This is a genomic window from Gilliamella sp. B14448G11 (genome assembly GCF_016101765.1).
Lineage (GTDB): Bacteria > Pseudomonadota > Gammaproteobacteria > Enterobacterales > Orbaceae > Gilliamella > Gilliamella apicola_N.
Genome location: NZ_JACFPX010000007.1, coordinates 58,257 through 73,683, shown reverse-complemented (window position 1 = coordinate 73,683; position 15,427 = coordinate 58,257). Strand labels below are relative to the sequence as shown.

Sequence of the window (15,427 nt, the reverse complement as noted above, 5' to 3'; positions counted from 1 at the left end):
CTCTGCTAATTTATTGTTTGGCTATTTTCCTGTAGAATATAGGGCATTTTTATGCCTTGAATTAGGATTTATTCATCAATTATGAAAAATACGACTTATAATCCACAAGAAATTGAACAACCTATCTATAAACATTGGGAAGAAAGCGGTTATTTCAAACCCAATGGCGACAAATCTCAACCAAGTTACTGCATTGCCATTCCACCTCCGAATGTAACAGGTAGTTTACATATGGGGCATGCATTTCAACAAACCATCATGGATGCATTGATTCGTTATCATCGTATGCAGGGTAACAATACCCTTTGGCAATCAGGTACGGATCATGCTGGTATTGCTACTCAAATGGTTGTTGAACGTAAAATTGCCGCTGAGGAAAACAAAACTCGTCATGATTACGGTCGTGAAGCATTTATTGATAAAATTTGGCAATGGAAAGCAGAGTCAGGCGGTAGTATTACTAAACAAATGCGTCGACTAGGTGATTCTGTTGATTGGGATCGTGAACGATTTACTATGGACGAAGGCCTATCCAATGCCGTAAAGGAAGTGTTTGTAAGATTATATCAAGAAGATTTGATTTATCGTGGTAAACGTCTAGTAAACTGGGATCCTAAACTTCGTACCGCCATATCAGATCTTGAGGTCGAAAACCGAGAAGTCAAAGGCTCAATGTGGTATTTACGCTATCCACTTGCTGATGGAGCTAAAACAGCAGAAGGCAAAGATTATTTAGTTGTTGCCACAACTCGACCAGAAACACTATTAGGCGATACAGGTGTTGCAGTTAATCCAGAGGATCCACGTTATAAAGATTTAGTTGGTAAATATGTCATATTACCATTTGTAAATCGTCGTATTCCGATTATTGGTGATGAACATGCCGATATGACTAAAGGGACTGGTTGCGTAAAAATCACTCCTGCCCATGATTTTAATGACTACGAAGTAGGGCGTCGTCATCAATTACCGATGATCAATATTTTTACTTTTGATGGTGATATTCGTACACAAGCTGAAGTATTTGATACCAATGGCGAAGCATGCACTCTTTATGCAACAGAAATTCCAGCAGAATTCCAAAATTTAGAACGCTTTGCTGCCCGTAAAGCCATTGTTGCTCAATGTGAAGCATTAGATATACTCGAAAAAATTGAGCCACATGATCTTACTATTCCTTATGGCGATCGTGGCGGAGTGGTTATTGAACCTATGTTGACTGACCAATGGTATGTTCGTGCAAAAGTACTTGCTGAACCCGCTATTGATGCAGTAAAAAATGGTGACATTCAATTTGTACCAAAACAGTACGAAAATATGTATTTTTCTTGGATGAATGATATTCAAGATTGGTGTATTTCTCGTCAATTATGGTGGGGGCATCGAATTCCTGCTTGGTATGACAACCAAGGTAATGTTTATGTAGGTCGTAATGAAGCAGAAGTACGGCGCGAAAATAACCTATCTGACGACATTGAATTATCACAAGATGAAGATGTACTTGATACTTGGTTCTCATCAGCGCTATGGACATTTTCAACCTTAGGATGGCCAGAAAATACCGATGATTTAGCGACCTTTCATCCAACTAATGTATTAGTAACTGGGTTTGATATTATTTTCTTCTGGGTAGCCAGAATGATTATGATGACGATGCACTTCATCAAAGATGAGCATGGTAAACCACAAGTACCATTTAAAACTGTATATGTTACAGGGTTAATTCGTGATGAAGAAGGGCAAAAAATGTCTAAATCTAAAGGTAACGTAATTGATCCTTTAGATATGATTGATGGTATTTCATTAGCTGATTTGTTAAAAAAACGTACTGGCAATATGATGCAACCACAGTTGGCTGAAAAAATTGCTAAACGGACTGAAAAGCAATTTCCAAATGGTATTGAAGCTCACGGTACGGATGCACTACGCTTTACTTTATCAGCACTGGCTTCAACTGGGCGTGATATTAACTGGGATTTAAAACGCTTAGAGGGTTATCGTAACTTCTGTAACAAATTATGGAATGCAAGCCGTTACGTATTAATGAATACTGAAGAACATGATTGTGGCTTTAAAGGCGGAGATTTAGATTATTCACTATCAGACAAATGGATCTTAGCGGAATTTAACCAAACCGTTAAAGCCTATCGTGAAGCATTTGACACTTATCGCTTCGATTTAGCTGCTAATATTTTATATGAGTTTACTTGGAATCAATTCTGTGACTGGTACTTAGAACTTACTAAGTCAGTATTAGCTAATGGCGAACAATCTGCACAACGTGCTGCTCGTCATACGTTGGTGACCGTTCTGGAAGCGTTATTGCGCCTTGCACACCCAATTATTCCGTTTATCACTGAAGCAATTTGGCAAAATGTGAAAGGGCTAATGCATATTAAAGCTGACACAATTATGCTACAACCAATGCCAGCATTTGATGAAAAATATATTAATGAAGAAGCGGTTGCTGATATTAATTGGATTAAAGATGCTGTTGTTGCTGTACGTAACATCCGTGCAGAAATGAACATTGCACCGAGTAAGCCATTACAATTATTGATTCGCCAAGCTTCACCGACAGTTCATCGTGTTGTAAGTGATAATATTACTTTTATTAAAACTTTGGCCAAACTTTCTGAAATTGTCTTGCTTGATGAAAGTGAAAATGGTCCGTTGTCTGTAACTAAATTGGTTGATGGGGCAGAGCTACTTATACCAATGGCGGGATTAATAAATAAAGAAGATGAATTAGCTCGTCTTGAAAAAGAGATTGCTCGCATTGAGGGAGAAATAGCCCGCATTGCAAATAAATTATCAAACGCTAGTTTTGTTGACAAAGCACCTGCTGCGGTGGTTGCTAAAGAAAAAGAAAAACAGCAAGGTTACATTGATGATAAAGCCAAACTGCAAGAGCAGTATGTAGCAATCAAGAATCTATAATCTTGATATATAAAATCTCTCGTTAATTCGATTAACGAGAGATTTTTTATTTAGCAAAAGCTTAAAATTTATAACCTACACCAATCATTGCAACCCATGGGTCTAATTTATATTTAGCCGTTACTTTAGTATTTCCTAAATGCGTAGTTGCTTTAGTTTCAATATCAATATAACGTACTTGTGCATTAATGAGCCAATTTTCATTAATAGAATAGTCTGCCCCAATTTGTGCCGCTAAGCCCCAAGAACTATCAAGGTCTAAACCATGAAATCCTGCTTTTTTAGCTTCTCCACTGAGTTTTTCATCAAAGAAGAAAGTATAGTTTACCCCAACACCCACATACGGTTGAAATTCAAATTGCGAATCAAGAGGGTACCAAACAGCACTTAATGTAGGTGGTAAATGTTTAATTTTACCAAGGTGAGCGCCAGCCAATCCCGTTGAATTACCACCGCCAAGTTTAACTTGATGGCTAAATGGTGTTGCTCCTAACAGTTCAATACCGATATTATCCGTAATCATATATTGAAAATTTAAACCAAGTTGAGTGTCATTATCGGCTTTGGCTTTTAAATCACTTTTTGCCCCACCAACTTTCACATGATCACTTTTATCTTTTGGATGAACATAAACAGGTCCACCACGGACTATGATTTCATTCGCTTGATGTGCATAAGCCATTGAACTTGCTAATCCCATTGAAATGAGCATTGCAACAGATGATATTTTCATTTCTTGTCTCCTAATACTATCTTATAAGCTATAATTTAAGGATTATTGAATTAGGCGTTTAATTAATTTTATTAACTAATTGTCAATTCATACTGTTATTTATGTCATATTAAGTTAATTAAAGAATCGGTTGGATAATAATAAATTCTTTAATTTTATGATAATATCACATTTAATTTGATAAATCTGAGATTTAGCTCAAAATTTATGTAAAATCTATGGCTTGCATTAATCTTAAAGGTTAGATATAATAGAAAGAATAATTTAGTGGGTTGTTAGCTCAGTCGGTAGAGCAGTTGACTCTTAATCAATTGGTCGCGGGTTCGAACCCCTCACAACCCACCATTAAAAATCATCCTATTCAGTGATATTCAAGAGTTAGTAGCTATCTAGTTTACTTATCATTTAAAAATAATACAGATATAAAAAATATAGATATAAAACTCTAGCAGGTTTTAATAATATACCTTATAAGCTTACCAAATTGAACAATTCAAGCTTTTAAACCTGATTTATTGAAAGTTAGGAATAAGACTATCGTTTTAAACAATTATGGGTATTAGCATGAATTCATATCTTCTTCTTTTTCTAGCTATTATTTGTGAAGTGATTGCAACTTCTTCATTAAAGTTATCCAATGGCTTTACTCATTTGGTTTTTTCAATCATTACTATCATTGGATACAGCGCTTCTTTTTATGTACTTTCATTAGCATTAAAAACTATTCCTGTCGGAATTGCTTATGCGATCTGGTCTGGCATCGGAATTGTGCTTATTAGTTTAATTGCTTGGATTTTTATGAAACAGACTTTAGATCTTGCTGCTTTAATAGGGATGGGATTTATTATGTTTGGTGTGGTCATCATTAATCTCTTTTCGAAAGTAGCAGGACATTAAATTATAAAACCATTCATTAAATGGTGCATTACTCAGTTTGGATCTCTTTATTTCATAAAATTACCGAGCCAATTATTTCATATTGGTAATATGACTGTTTCGACTCATCTATGATAAATAACTATAGAACATTTGCTTTAATCGTTTTTGGAAAAACGGTTTATATCTTGAAAAGTCACTTTAGTTTCATAATAAGCCTATTCTTCAAATCGGACAGCATCATAAACAGAAATTATCAGTATGTTATTTATTATTACATCGATTAAATTTAAACTAGGACTTTTGATGATTATTCAAATTGACTTAATTTTTCCAGCTGTCTGAATGCAAAATTGTCACTTATCTATCGTACTTAACGTTTAGCGTTACAGCATTTCTAAAATCGTTTTATGTTTGTGGCAATTTATTTTTACTAATAACTATTTTTAATCTTCTAATTTCCTTAAGCATCTTAGAAATATCTTGGTGTGCATATGCAATAAAATCATGCCCGGCATCTGTTGCATCAATCAGTTTGATATCTTTGTTTCGTTGTTGTCCTGTTCCAATCCTAATAAAATTGTTACTACTACAATAGACATAACCCGCCAAATCCGCTTGCCCTGTAGGTTAGGTTACATTGTCACTTCTTTTTTGGATTTGGTTTAATTCATCTTCTGACAAAGTGCTAATTTGTGGTATTAACTGCTCAGCAAACACATGATAGTTTTGAGCAACTTCTGTATCATCAATGTTTTTACATCGATTTATAAACTGTTCGATCAGAAATGAATTATTTAAATCATACAACAATTCAGTCATTCTACGATAGATAATCTCATCGTAATAATTGAGATCATCAATATAATTAATTAGTAATAAATTGGCGATTTTTTGATTAATAGATTGATTATTTTTGTTTTTCACTAATATTTTATGTGCAATAACACTCGGTTCCTCATTGCCTTCTAAAACAATATTGATAAGGGGGGATAGTAACTGGCTTAATTGATCATCATTCAATCCATCATCATGGATTAATGTTAATGCGCTTGTTTGTTGTGATGAAGAATTGAGAGCAATTTGTAGTTGTACAAAAAAATCAGGACATTGTCGAAAATTCTGTTTCGCAATCAGTAAATTTTGTTGAGCCTGATTTAAAGCAAGCCATTCATGAGCATTTGCAAGATATTTTTGCCTTAGTTTTCTTATTTCTGACGTTATCTCAAAGCAATCCTCTAGTGGTTCATCGGGTGCTGCCCAATAATCAATAAGTTGCCAATGCTTGGCATAATCGTTATAAAGGACATTTAATACTTGGTGAATAATAGGTTGATTTTGATTAGGATCAGCGGTGAATAAATCATTACAAATATCGATACATAAATTCATTAATATGTGTTTTTGAAATGTTGAGTAATTATTATCAAGATATACAGACAAATATTTAGCTAACCATTGCGGTGTTCGATATTCGTTCGCTAATTCATATTCCCAATCTTGTCCATTACCGAGGGGGACTTTTAAATCTTGGCAAAGTTTTTCTAATTCATTCATAATTATGACTCAACCTAAAGGTTTATCTGAATTTTTTCACATAAATGGATACTAAATTTAGGTAAAAATGGATTGTTTTAATATCCGAATTTCATACTGTTAATTCATCTCTTTTATTATAAAAAAACAATTTTAGCTCTATCTACCTAAATCATAAAAAGTTTTTTTATTTTAATTCTTATAACAGGTTCATTATCATCTATCATAGGGTTAATCTTATCGTAGACTAACCACATCGAGCCTAAAATAAGATGTGCATTTTATCGTTTTTCGGTGATTTTTTTATTTTATTGAAATAGAACTGATAACGTTAGCAGATTATAAACTGTTTTTATGTTTTAAGATCTACAAAAAAGCCCGACTTAAGTATATACTCTTTATCAATTTAATTAGTTTAACATGGCAAGTTTTTGTTATGCGTAATTCAAATAGCCTTATTTGTTTTCATCAATTTGTAAAGGATCATGAGTATGATTTTAGGTAATATTAATCATTTGGATTTAATCCCATATTTACCCAACAAAATTAAGCAATCAATCGAATATGTTAAAGATAATGTTAACAGCAACACGCCAGTAGGACGTTATGATATTGATGGCGATAATATGTTTTTTATGGTGTCTGATAGTACTTTGCGACATATTCATGAGGCTAATCCTGAGTTTCATAAAAAATACCTTGATGTACAAATTGTATTGGAAGGGCAAGAGGGAATGGCAGTAAGCACCTTACCGCCCCACACTAAGGTATTAGACGACAAATTAGCAGATAATGATATCGCTTTTATCGAAACACCCCCAGAAGAAACCATGTTAATATTACAGTCGAACGATTTTATTGTATTTTTACCCAACGAAGTTCACAAACCGCTCTGTACTATCAATAATAAGATTACAACAGTTCGTAAAGTTGTGGTTAAAATCGCATTGGATTATTTATAATTAGGTCAAGGATATAGGTACAATATGACTTTAAATATCGCTGTTATTGGCGAATGTATGATTGAATTGTCGATGAAACAAGATTCGACAACACGCAGTTTTGGTGGAGATACACTTAATACTTCTGTCTATTTATCACGTTTATTACAAGGTAAAGACTTTGCAATTCACTATGTAACTGGATTAGGCACCGATCCTTTTAGCCAAGAGATGGTTGATAGTTGGCAAAAAGAGCATATTAAAACTGATTTAGTACAAAGAATGTCAGATAAGATGCCAGGACTTTACTCAATTGTCACAGATGATCAGGGTGAGCGTTCTTTTTATTACTGGCGTAATGATGCAGCAGCTAAGTTTTGGTTAAAAACTGCCGAAACAGACAAGGTAGCCGAACAGATTGCTCAATGTGATTATGTCTATTTGAGTGGTATCAGTATTGCAATTTTAGATGCGGAAAGTATTCTTAAATTATTAGATCTTTTAAAAAGAGTTAAAGCTAATGGTGGCAAGGTTATTTTTGATAATAACTTCCGTCCACGTTTATGGAGCAGCCTTGATTTAGCTCGAAGTGTTTACAGCGATATTCTGAGTTTTACCGATATTGCATTTTTAACGCTTGATGATGAAGATTTGCTATGGGGTAAATTGCCTTATGAGCAAGTAATTGAGCGCACTAAAAATTTTGGTGTAACTGAAATCATCATCAAACGAGGTAGTGATAGCTGCATTGTTGATTGTGCTGAAGGCCGCTTTGAGGTGCCAGCTAATAAAATCGCTAAAGATAAAGTTATCGATACAACCGCAGCAGGGGATTCATTTAGTGCAGGTTATCTTGGTGCACGCTTAAGTGGGCGAGATCCTTCCCAATCAGCATTACAAGGCCATTTAGTTGCGGGTACGGTCATTCAATATCGTGGTGCGATTATTCCTTTAGATGCAACTCCAAAACTAATTGATTAATATAAATGACTAAAAACGGTCGCTAAAGACCGTTTTTATTTTAGCAAATAATCTTGTCAAAAAGTTTCAGGTTAACTATACGTTTGAGTATATAATAGCCAATAACGTGTTCTATTATATATGTGGTATATTTAATCGATTATTACTGGTATAATATACAGTTTATTTCTAATTCATTTCGTTTAAAACACACAAGAAGAGATCTATGTCAATCAAAGATATCGATATTCGTGGTGCGCGAACGCACAATCTAAAAAATATTAATGTTACTATTCCAAGAGATAAACTGGTTGTAATAACGGGTCTTTCGGGATCAGGTAAATCTTCGTTAGCATTTGATACTCTCTATGCTGAAGGGCAACGACGTTATGTTGAGTCATTATCGGCTTATGCACGTCAATTTTTATCATTGATGGAAAAACCCGATGTTGATCATATTGAAGGTTTATCACCAGCGATTTCGATCGAGCAAAAATCAACTTCGCACAATCCTCGTTCAACAGTGGGAACAATTACCGAAATTTATGATTATTTGCGCCTGCTTTTCGCTCGAATTGGCGAACCACGTTGCCCGAAACATGATTTACCGTTAGCCGCTCAAACGGTATCACAAATGGTTGATAGTATCATGGCATTACCGGCTGAAAACCGTTATATGCTACTTGCACCCGTTGTAACTGAACGTAAAGGTGAATTTGTTAAGTTATTTGAACAATTATCAGCGAGTGGTTATATTCGAGTCAGGGTTGATGGTGATGTCTATGATCTGTCTGATCCGCCGACACTTGAACTGCAAAAAAAGCATACTATTGAAGTGGTCGTTGACCGTTTTCGTATTCGTGATGATTTAAAACTGCGCCTAGCGGAATCAATAGAAACCGTACTTTCTATTACTAATGGGATTGTAAAAGTTGCCAATTTGGATGATCCACAAGCTGAAGAACATCTGTTTTCGGCTAATTTTGCTTGTCCAATTTGTGGTTACAGTATTTCAGAACTCGAGCCGCGATTATTCTCATTTAATAATCCAGCGGGAGCTTGCCCAGAATGTGATGGTCTTGGTGTACAACAATATTTTGACGCCAAACGCATCGTTCAAATGCCTGAAGTTTCGTTAGCCGCAGGTGCGATTAAAGGTTGGGATCGTCGTAATTTTTACTATTTTCAGATGTTAAAATCCTTGGCTGAACACTATAAATTCGATATAGATCAACCATACGAAAAATTACCTGAAAAAGTGAAAGATATTCTATTAAATGGATCAGGTAAAACCGAAATTCAATTTACCTATTCAAATGATCGTGGTGATGTTGTTAAACGCGTTCATCCATTTGAAGGCATTATTAATAATTTAGCGCGACGTTATAAAGAAACTGAATCACAAACCATTCGTGAAGAGTTAGCTAAATATATCAGTAATCGTCCTTGTCCTTGTTGTCATGGCTCAAGGTTATGTATAACAGCAAGACATGTATTTATTAATGATACTAATCTGCCAACTATTAGTGATTTAAGTACTCAACAAGCAAAAGACTTTTTTGACAAGTTATCATTAACAGGACAGCGAGCACAAATAGCTGAAAAGATCTTAAAAGAGATCAACGACCGTTTGCAGTTTTTAATCAATGTTGGGCTCAATTATTTAACGCTTTCACGTTCTGCTGAAACATTATCAGGTGGTGAAGCACAACGTATCCGACTAGCTAGCCAAATCGGTGCGGGATTAGTTGGAGTGATGTATGTACTTGATGAACCTTCTATCGGTTTACATCAACGAGATAATACCCGACTTATTGATACATTAACGCATTTACGTGATTTAGGTAATACCGTTATTGTCGTTGAACACGATGAAGAAGCCATTTTAGCGGCAGATTATGTTATTGATATCGGGCCAGGTGCAGGTGTACATGGTGGTGAGGTCGTTGCACAAGGTACCCCTAAACAAATTATGGCCAGTAAAACATCATTAACGGGTCAATATTTGTCAGGGAAACAAAAAATTGAAATCCCTGCAAATCGTACAAAAGTCGATAAGACAAAAATGTTATCGCTCATTGGTGCAACGGGTAACAATCTTAAAGATGTGACATTAAATATTCCTGTTGGACTCTTTACTTGTATTACTGGGGTATCAGGATCAGGTAAATCGACATTAATTAATGACACTTTATACCCATTGGCACAAAATGAACTCAATGGTGCAGAAAAAAGTGACATAGCACCTTATAAAGCTATTGAAGGGTTGGACTATTTTGATAAAGTCATTGCAATTGATCAAAGTCCTATTGGGCGCACACCTCGTTCAAACCCAGCTACTTATACGGGATTTTTTACTTCTATTCGTGAGCTTTATGCTGGTGTACCCGAAGCCCGAGCTCGAGGTTACAATCCTGGAAGATTTAGTTTTAATGTAAAAGGTGGTCGCTGCGAAGCTTGTCAAGGTGATGGTTTAATAAAAGTTGAAATGCACTTTTTACCAGATATTTATGTACCTTGTGATCAGTGTCATGGTGCACGCTATAATCGTGAAACGCTTGAAATTAAATATAAAGGCAAATCAATTAATGAAATTTTAAATATGACGGTTGAAGAAGGTCGTGAATTCTTCGATGCTGTACCAATGATTGCCCGTAAATTGCAGACATTGATTGATGTAGGATTAGCTTATATTACCATTGGTCAATCTGCCACAACATTATCGGGCGGTGAAGCTCAGCGAGTAAAACTTGCCAAAGAGCTATCTAAGCGCGATACTGGTAGCACTTTGTATATCTTAGATGAGCCGACCACAGGTTTACATTTCGCTGATGTAAAACAATTACTTGCACAACTTCATTCACTCCGCGATAAAGGTAATACTATCGTAGTGATTGAACATAATTTAGATGTGGTTAAAACGGCAGACTGGATTGTCGATTTAGGCCCAGAAGGGGGCAATGGTGGTGGTGAAATCATTGCTGAAGGTACGCCAGAAGAGGTCGCAAAATCGAAAAAATCGTATACAGGTCAATATTTAAAACCATTGCTTGATAAGCAATAATGTAAACCAACGTTATTGTTATTACAAAAAAGTGAACCAAGGAGAGCATTTTGATATTACAAACATTATTGATGATCATCATCGCTTATTTCTGTGGTTCACTTTCTGGCGCTTTGATCGTCAGTCGAATGATGCATTTGCGCAATCCATTGGAGTATGGTTCACATAATCCTGGAGCGACCAATATGTTACGAATCAATGGTAAGCTTCCGGCAATGCTTGTACTAGTGTTTGATATGTTAAAAGGTACAATACCTGTTTATATTGCTTATCGGATCGGTATTTCACCTTTTTTCCTTGGTATGGTGGGCATTGCAGCATGCCTTGGGCACATTTTCCCTTGTTTTTTTGGCTTTCATGGTGGTAAAGGGGTCGCAACAGCATTAGGCATGATGATGCCAATAGGTCTCGATTTTACTGGCTGCTTTATTTTGACTTGGTTATTGGCATTATTCGTAACAGGTTATTCATCCGTTGCATCAATTGTTGGATTTCTTTTTGCCCCGTTGTATGTTTGGATTTTTAAAGCAGAATTGACCTTACCCGTTACAATGCTCTCTTGTGTTATTATAATTCGCCACAGTAGTAATATTATGCGACTTTTTAAAGGGGAGGAACCGAAAAGTTGGCTTTTCAAAAGCAAAAATAAACATTGAAATTATTGTTAATCAGCATTGGTAACGGTTTTTTATTTTCGTCATTTTTATCTCAATGGTTTTTCATAACAAAATATAATTAAATTGAAATAATAACGTATTTCTTGTTTTATAGATTTTTGAAACAAGGTATCATTAATACTAAATAAAATAGATGGTAACAAAATAGATTCATGCAAATTAGCCCATTATTAGACTCTCTCATGGAAGCATTTCGCTGTTTACCTGGGGTTGGTCCCAAATCCGCACAAAGAATGGCTTTTCATTTATTACAACGCAATCGACAAGGTGGTATTAAATTAGCTCATGAACTTCATGAAGCGATGATTAATATTGGTCACTGTAATGAGTGTCGAACCTTTACTGAACAAGAAACTTGTACAATTTGTGCCAATGTTCGACGGCAAAGCAGTGGACAACTTTGCGTAGTTGAAACACCCGCTGATATTGTTGCTATTGAGCAAACAGGTCAGTATAGTGGACGTTATTTTGTCTTGTTAGGTCACCTATCACCATTAGATGGCATTGGTCCAAGCGATATCGGTCTGGATTTATTGAAAAAAAAATTAGCATCAGAAGCGATTAATGAAGTGATTTTAGCGACTAATCCAACGGTTGAGGGGGATGCTACTGCTAATTATATCGCGCAAATGTGTGGTGAATTTAACGTTGTGGCAACAAGAATTGCCCACGGCGTACCTGTTGGTGGTGAGCTTGAAATGGTTGATGGTACAACTTTATCGCACTCATTTGTTGGTCGCCAAAAAATTGAATTTTAAATTGGTGATCCATAAGATTACCTTATGGATTACCTAAATAATTATCAATAAAATGTTTAGCTGGTTCGATAGAAAAGATAGAAGAGGAAATGTATGAAGTATAAAGCTGTTGCGTTCGATATGGATGGTACCTTATTAACAACTGACCGACTTGTGTTACCTGAAACGGCCGAAATGATCAAAAAAATCAGTTCGAAAGGGGTAAAAGTTATATTAGTATCTGGTCGTCACCATAGTGTTATTTATCCTTATTATTATCAACTTCAATTATCAACACCAGCGATCTGTTGTAACGGCACCTATTTATATAATTTTGAAAAACAACAATCATTAGCAGCCAAACCAATGACCAAAGAGCAGGCTAAAACGCTACTTAACCTAGTTCATCAATATGGTATCCATACTTTAATTTATACCGATAGAGTAATGACATATGAAGTGCTTGATGATCATCTTGAAGGATTTTTTAAATGGGTTCACTCATTACCCGATTACTTACAACCTGAAATCGACAAAGTAGAGAGCTTTGAAAAGGTTATTGAAGAAGCGAAAGCCGTATACAAATTTGCAACCAGTAGTCACAACATTCCAGTGTTACAAGAGTTTTCAAAGGCAGTTGACGCGCTGGGATGTTTTTCATGTGAATGGTCTTGGTCTAATCGTGCCGATGTTGCCATAAAAGGCAATACAAAAGGTAATGGTTTAAGTCATTGGGCTGCGCTTGAGAACATCGATCTAAGCGAAATTGTTGCTTTTGGTGATAGCTATAACGATATTAGTATGTTATCTCTTGCGGGATTAGGAATTGCGATGGGTAATGCCGATGAAGAAGTCAAAGCCAAAGCCAGCTATGCCATAGGTGATAATAATAGTCCGAGTATAGCAGCAGAACTAGAAAAACTGTTTTTATAATTAATACGCCGTGTTTGAAATTCTATATCAAGATAATGACTTAATTGCGATAAACAAGCCAAGTGGTTGGCTTGTGCATCGCAGTTGGTTAGATAAGCATGAAACAGTAGTGGTTATGCAAACATTGCGTGACCAAATTGGTCAACATGTGTTTCCTGTACATAGGCTTGATAGGCCTACTTCTGGTGTATTACTCTTTGCACTATCAAGTGAAATTGCTCGTTTAATGTCTGAACAATTTGCAACAAAGCAAATTGAAAAAACATATCATGCCATTGTGCGAGGTTATGTTGAAGGTGAAGCTATTATTGATTATCCATTAGTGGAAGAACTCGACAAAATTGCGGATAAATTTGCAGACACCAATAAACCCGCTCAAGAAGCAGTAACGGCTTATCGAGGAATTAGTAAAATTGAAGTTCCAATAAAAGTGGGCAAATTTGATACTGCTCGATACAGTTTTGTTGAATTAAAACCTAAAACGGGCCGTAAACATCAATTACGCCGTCATATGAAACACATTTTCCATCCTATTTTGGGCGACAGTAAACATGGCGATTTACATCAAAACCGTGCTTTTGCCGAATTTTTCTCGATAAAGCGACTGATGTTGCATGCCAGTAAGTTACAAATCACCCATCCAATCAGTCATAAACCCATTGTCATAGAAGCCAATTTAGAACAGCAATGGCAAGATATCCTATTGAAATTTATTTAATAAAATTGAATTTGTATAAAAGTTAGCTTGCAAATATTTTTATACATAGTATTATTCTAACGCTTTCTTTTTGATATCTCTATTGAAGAGAAAGTAAGCTATTACATGAATTTATAACAACACGATTGGAAATAAAAATGAAATTATTTGTGAAATTTTTTAGTGTTTTTTTATTAGCACTTATGATAACAGCATGCTCTTCGCAAGAAGATGGACCGGAAGGCGCTGCCAAAGAATTTATGTCTGCTATGTATAAAGGCGATCTTGATAAAGTTACTAGTTTGCTTTACTTTCCTGAAGAGAAGAATTCTTCTGATATGATGTTAATGGAAGGTATGGTAAAAAGCAAAATGAAAATGGCTGTCGATGAAGCTGCTGAGCTTGGCAAAAAGCATGGTGGGGTTGATAAAATTGAATGTACTCTTGTTAACTATACCAATGAAGAAAAAACAGAAGCAAAAGTTCTAGCTACTACTTATTTCAAAGATGGTACTAAAGATGAAGTACATGGTGCAACAACTGTTATAAAAGTTAATGGTAAATGGCTAGTAGCATTTAAAATTTAAATAGATAGTATATATTGATTGATATAATTGATAATAAAAGGGCAAAATAGTTTTGCCCTTTTATATTTTGGAAATTACTTTAATGAAAGTTTATCGTTTTATTCCTATTATTTTTATTCTATTACTCAATTTAGTTTGGGCTGATGAAAGGGAGCAATTTACGCATCAACATGATAATTTATCTTATAACATCAAAGTCGGAGATTGGATTTTTAGAAAAGGCGTACAAGTAGATAGTCTAATTGCTCATCAATTTAGTGGAGGTAAATTTTCCCATATTGGGATGGTGGTATCAATCAACCCAGATATCAAAATTATTCATGCCACTACTAGTGATGATGAGAATTACCCTAATCAGGTCATTATTTCAAGTTTTGATGAATTTATCACACCAGAACTCGCTGAAAAATATGCGATAGCAAGACCCAATTTTTTATCTGAAATTCAAAACCAGCAAATCGCTAATGAGCTTTTGACTAAACAAGGACAAGCTTTTGTTTTAGCTTCTCGCGAGGAACCTCATTTATATTGTACAACATTGCTGTATGACGCGATTATAAAGTACCAGCCAGACTTTACAGTTCAATGGCAGTATACCCAATTTCCTTTCTTTAGCGGTGATTATCTATTCCCGAGTGCTTTTGCCAATCATCCTGATATCACTTGGATCTATCATTATCCAATCTTAAATTGAGGCATTTTTTAAAAGCGAAATAACATGACAACTCATTGAATATTAATTGAAT

General features: G+C 35.2%; 14 protein-coding genes and 1 tRNA gene. 12 read left to right on the top strand and 3 right to left on the bottom strand.

What is annotated here, in order from left to right; all coding sequences use genetic code 11:
- The first annotated feature begins 81 nt into the window (after positions 1-81).
- Complete coding sequence (locus tag H3S88_RS06770) at positions 82-2,940, top strand: valine--tRNA ligase (protein WP_198228401.1); 2,859 nt, start codon at positions 82-84, stop codon at positions 2,938-2,940.
- Positions 2,941-3,001: 61 nt separating this feature from the next.
- On the opposite strand, the gene H3S88_RS06765 is transcribed toward H3S88_RS06770, so the two are convergent.
- Positions 3,002-3,673 (bottom strand): OmpW family protein, encoded by a 672-nt coding sequence (locus tag H3S88_RS06765; RefSeq protein ID WP_039127977.1) that lies wholly within the window; start codon positions 3,671-3,673, stop codon positions 3,002-3,004.
- Between the two features lie 269 nt (positions 3,674-3,942).
- Here H3S88_RS06765 and H3S88_RS06760 point away from each other — a divergent pair.
- A tRNA-Lys gene (locus H3S88_RS06760) sits at positions 3,943-4,018 on the top strand.
- Between the two features lie 219 nt (positions 4,019-4,237).
- Complete coding sequence (locus tag H3S88_RS06755; protein ID WP_198228393.1) at positions 4,238-4,570, top strand: multidrug efflux SMR transporter; 333 nt, start codon at positions 4,238-4,240, stop codon at positions 4,568-4,570.
- A 387-nt stretch (positions 4,571-4,957) separates the two neighbouring features.
- On the opposite strand, the gene H3S88_RS06750 is transcribed toward H3S88_RS06755, so the two are convergent.
- Both H3S88_RS06750 and H3S88_RS06745 read right to left on the bottom strand, forming a co-directional pair.
- On the bottom strand, positions 4,958-5,161 hold the full coding sequence (locus H3S88_RS06750; RefSeq protein ID WP_198228391.1) for a hypothetical protein: 204 nt from the start codon (positions 5,159-5,161) through the stop codon (positions 4,958-4,960).
- Between the two features lie 18 nt (positions 5,162-5,179).
- Positions 5,180-6,106, bottom strand: a complete 927-nt coding sequence (locus tag H3S88_RS06745) for a hypothetical protein (protein ID WP_198228389.1) — start codon at positions 6,104-6,106, stop codon at positions 5,180-5,182.
- A 470-nt stretch (positions 6,107-6,576) separates the two neighbouring features.
- Between H3S88_RS06745 and H3S88_RS06740 the strand changes: the two genes are divergently transcribed.
- From H3S88_RS06740 to H3S88_RS06700, 9 genes are all read left to right on the top strand, one after another.
- Positions 6,577-7,047 carry a YhcH/YjgK/YiaL family protein gene (locus tag H3S88_RS06740; RefSeq protein WP_086326809.1) on the top strand — a complete coding sequence of 157 codons (471 nt, stop codon included), beginning with the start codon at positions 6,577-6,579 and terminating at the stop codon, positions 7,045-7,047.
- 24 nt (positions 7,048-7,071) lie between these two features.
- Positions 7,072-8,007 carry a sugar kinase gene (locus H3S88_RS06735; protein ID WP_086326810.1) on the top strand — a complete coding sequence of 312 codons (936 nt, stop codon included), beginning with the start codon at positions 7,072-7,074 and terminating at the stop codon, positions 8,005-8,007.
- Positions 8,008-8,218: 211 nt separating this feature from the next.
- Positions 8,219-11,050: an excinuclease ABC subunit UvrA gene (gene uvrA, locus H3S88_RS06730; RefSeq protein ID WP_198228470.1), complete on the top strand. Its 2,832-nt coding sequence runs from the start codon at positions 8,219-8,221 to the stop codon at positions 11,048-11,050.
- Between the two features lie 50 nt (positions 11,051-11,100).
- Positions 11,101-11,706 (top strand): glycerol-3-phosphate 1-O-acyltransferase PlsY, encoded by a 606-nt coding sequence (plsY, locus tag H3S88_RS06725; protein ID WP_216355782.1) that lies wholly within the window; start codon positions 11,101-11,103, stop codon positions 11,704-11,706.
- Positions 11,707-11,879: 173 nt separating this feature from the next.
- Entirely contained in the window at positions 11,880-12,485 is a 606-nt protein-coding gene (gene recR, locus H3S88_RS06720; protein ID WP_086326811.1) for a recombination mediator RecR, read from the top strand.
- Positions 12,486-12,578: 93 nt separating this feature from the next.
- Positions 12,579-13,397: a pyridoxal phosphatase gene (locus H3S88_RS06715; RefSeq protein ID WP_198228387.1), complete on the top strand. Its 819-nt coding sequence runs from the start codon at positions 12,579-12,581 to the stop codon at positions 13,395-13,397.
- A gap of 10 nt (positions 13,398-13,407) precedes the next feature.
- Positions 13,408-14,115 (top strand): tRNA pseudouridine(65) synthase TruC, encoded by a 708-nt coding sequence (gene truC, locus H3S88_RS06710; RefSeq protein ID WP_086308554.1) that lies wholly within the window; start codon positions 13,408-13,410, stop codon positions 14,113-14,115.
- A gap of 137 nt (positions 14,116-14,252) precedes the next feature.
- Positions 14,253-14,681 carry a DUF4878 domain-containing protein gene (locus H3S88_RS06705; protein WP_144091445.1) on the top strand — a complete coding sequence of 143 codons (429 nt, stop codon included), beginning with the start codon at positions 14,253-14,255 and terminating at the stop codon, positions 14,679-14,681.
- An 82-nt stretch (positions 14,682-14,763) separates the two neighbouring features.
- Positions 14,764-15,375: a YiiX/YebB-like N1pC/P60 family cysteine hydrolase gene (locus H3S88_RS06700; protein ID WP_198228385.1), complete on the top strand. Its 612-nt coding sequence runs from the start codon at positions 14,764-14,766 to the stop codon at positions 15,373-15,375.
- Positions 15,376-15,427: the final 52 nt, after the last annotated feature.

Bases quoted from the DNA above. Each gene is read 5' to 3' on its own strand.
- H3S88_RS06770 (WP_198228401.1), top strand. From the start codon at position 82: ATGAAAAATACGACTTATAATCCACAAGAAATTGAACAACCTATCTAT.
- H3S88_RS06765 (WP_039127977.1), bottom strand. From the start codon at position 3,673: ATGAAAATATCATCTGTTGCAATGCTCATTTCAATGGGATTAGCAAGT.
- H3S88_RS06755 (WP_198228393.1), top strand. From the start codon at position 4,238: ATGAATTCATATCTTCTTCTTTTTCTAGCTATTATTTGTGAAGTGATT.
- H3S88_RS06745 (WP_198228389.1), bottom strand. From the start codon at position 6,106: ATGAATGAATTAGAAAAACTTTGCCAAGATTTAAAAGTCCCCCTCGGT.
- H3S88_RS06740 (WP_086326809.1), top strand. From the start codon at position 6,577: ATGATTTTAGGTAATATTAATCATTTGGATTTAATCCCATATTTACCC.
- H3S88_RS06735 (WP_086326810.1), top strand. From the start codon at position 7,072: ATGACTTTAAATATCGCTGTTATTGGCGAATGTATGATTGAATTGTCG.
- recR (WP_086326811.1), top strand. From the start codon at position 11,880: ATGCAAATTAGCCCATTATTAGACTCTCTCATGGAAGCATTTCGCTGT.
- H3S88_RS06715 (WP_198228387.1), top strand. From the start codon at position 12,579: ATGAAGTATAAAGCTGTTGCGTTCGATATGGATGGTACCTTATTAACA.
- H3S88_RS06705 (WP_144091445.1), top strand. From the start codon at position 14,253: ATGAAATTATTTGTGAAATTTTTTAGTGTTTTTTTATTAGCACTTATG.
- H3S88_RS06700 (WP_198228385.1), top strand. From the start codon at position 14,764: ATGAAAGTTTATCGTTTTATTCCTATTATTTTTATTCTATTACTCAAT.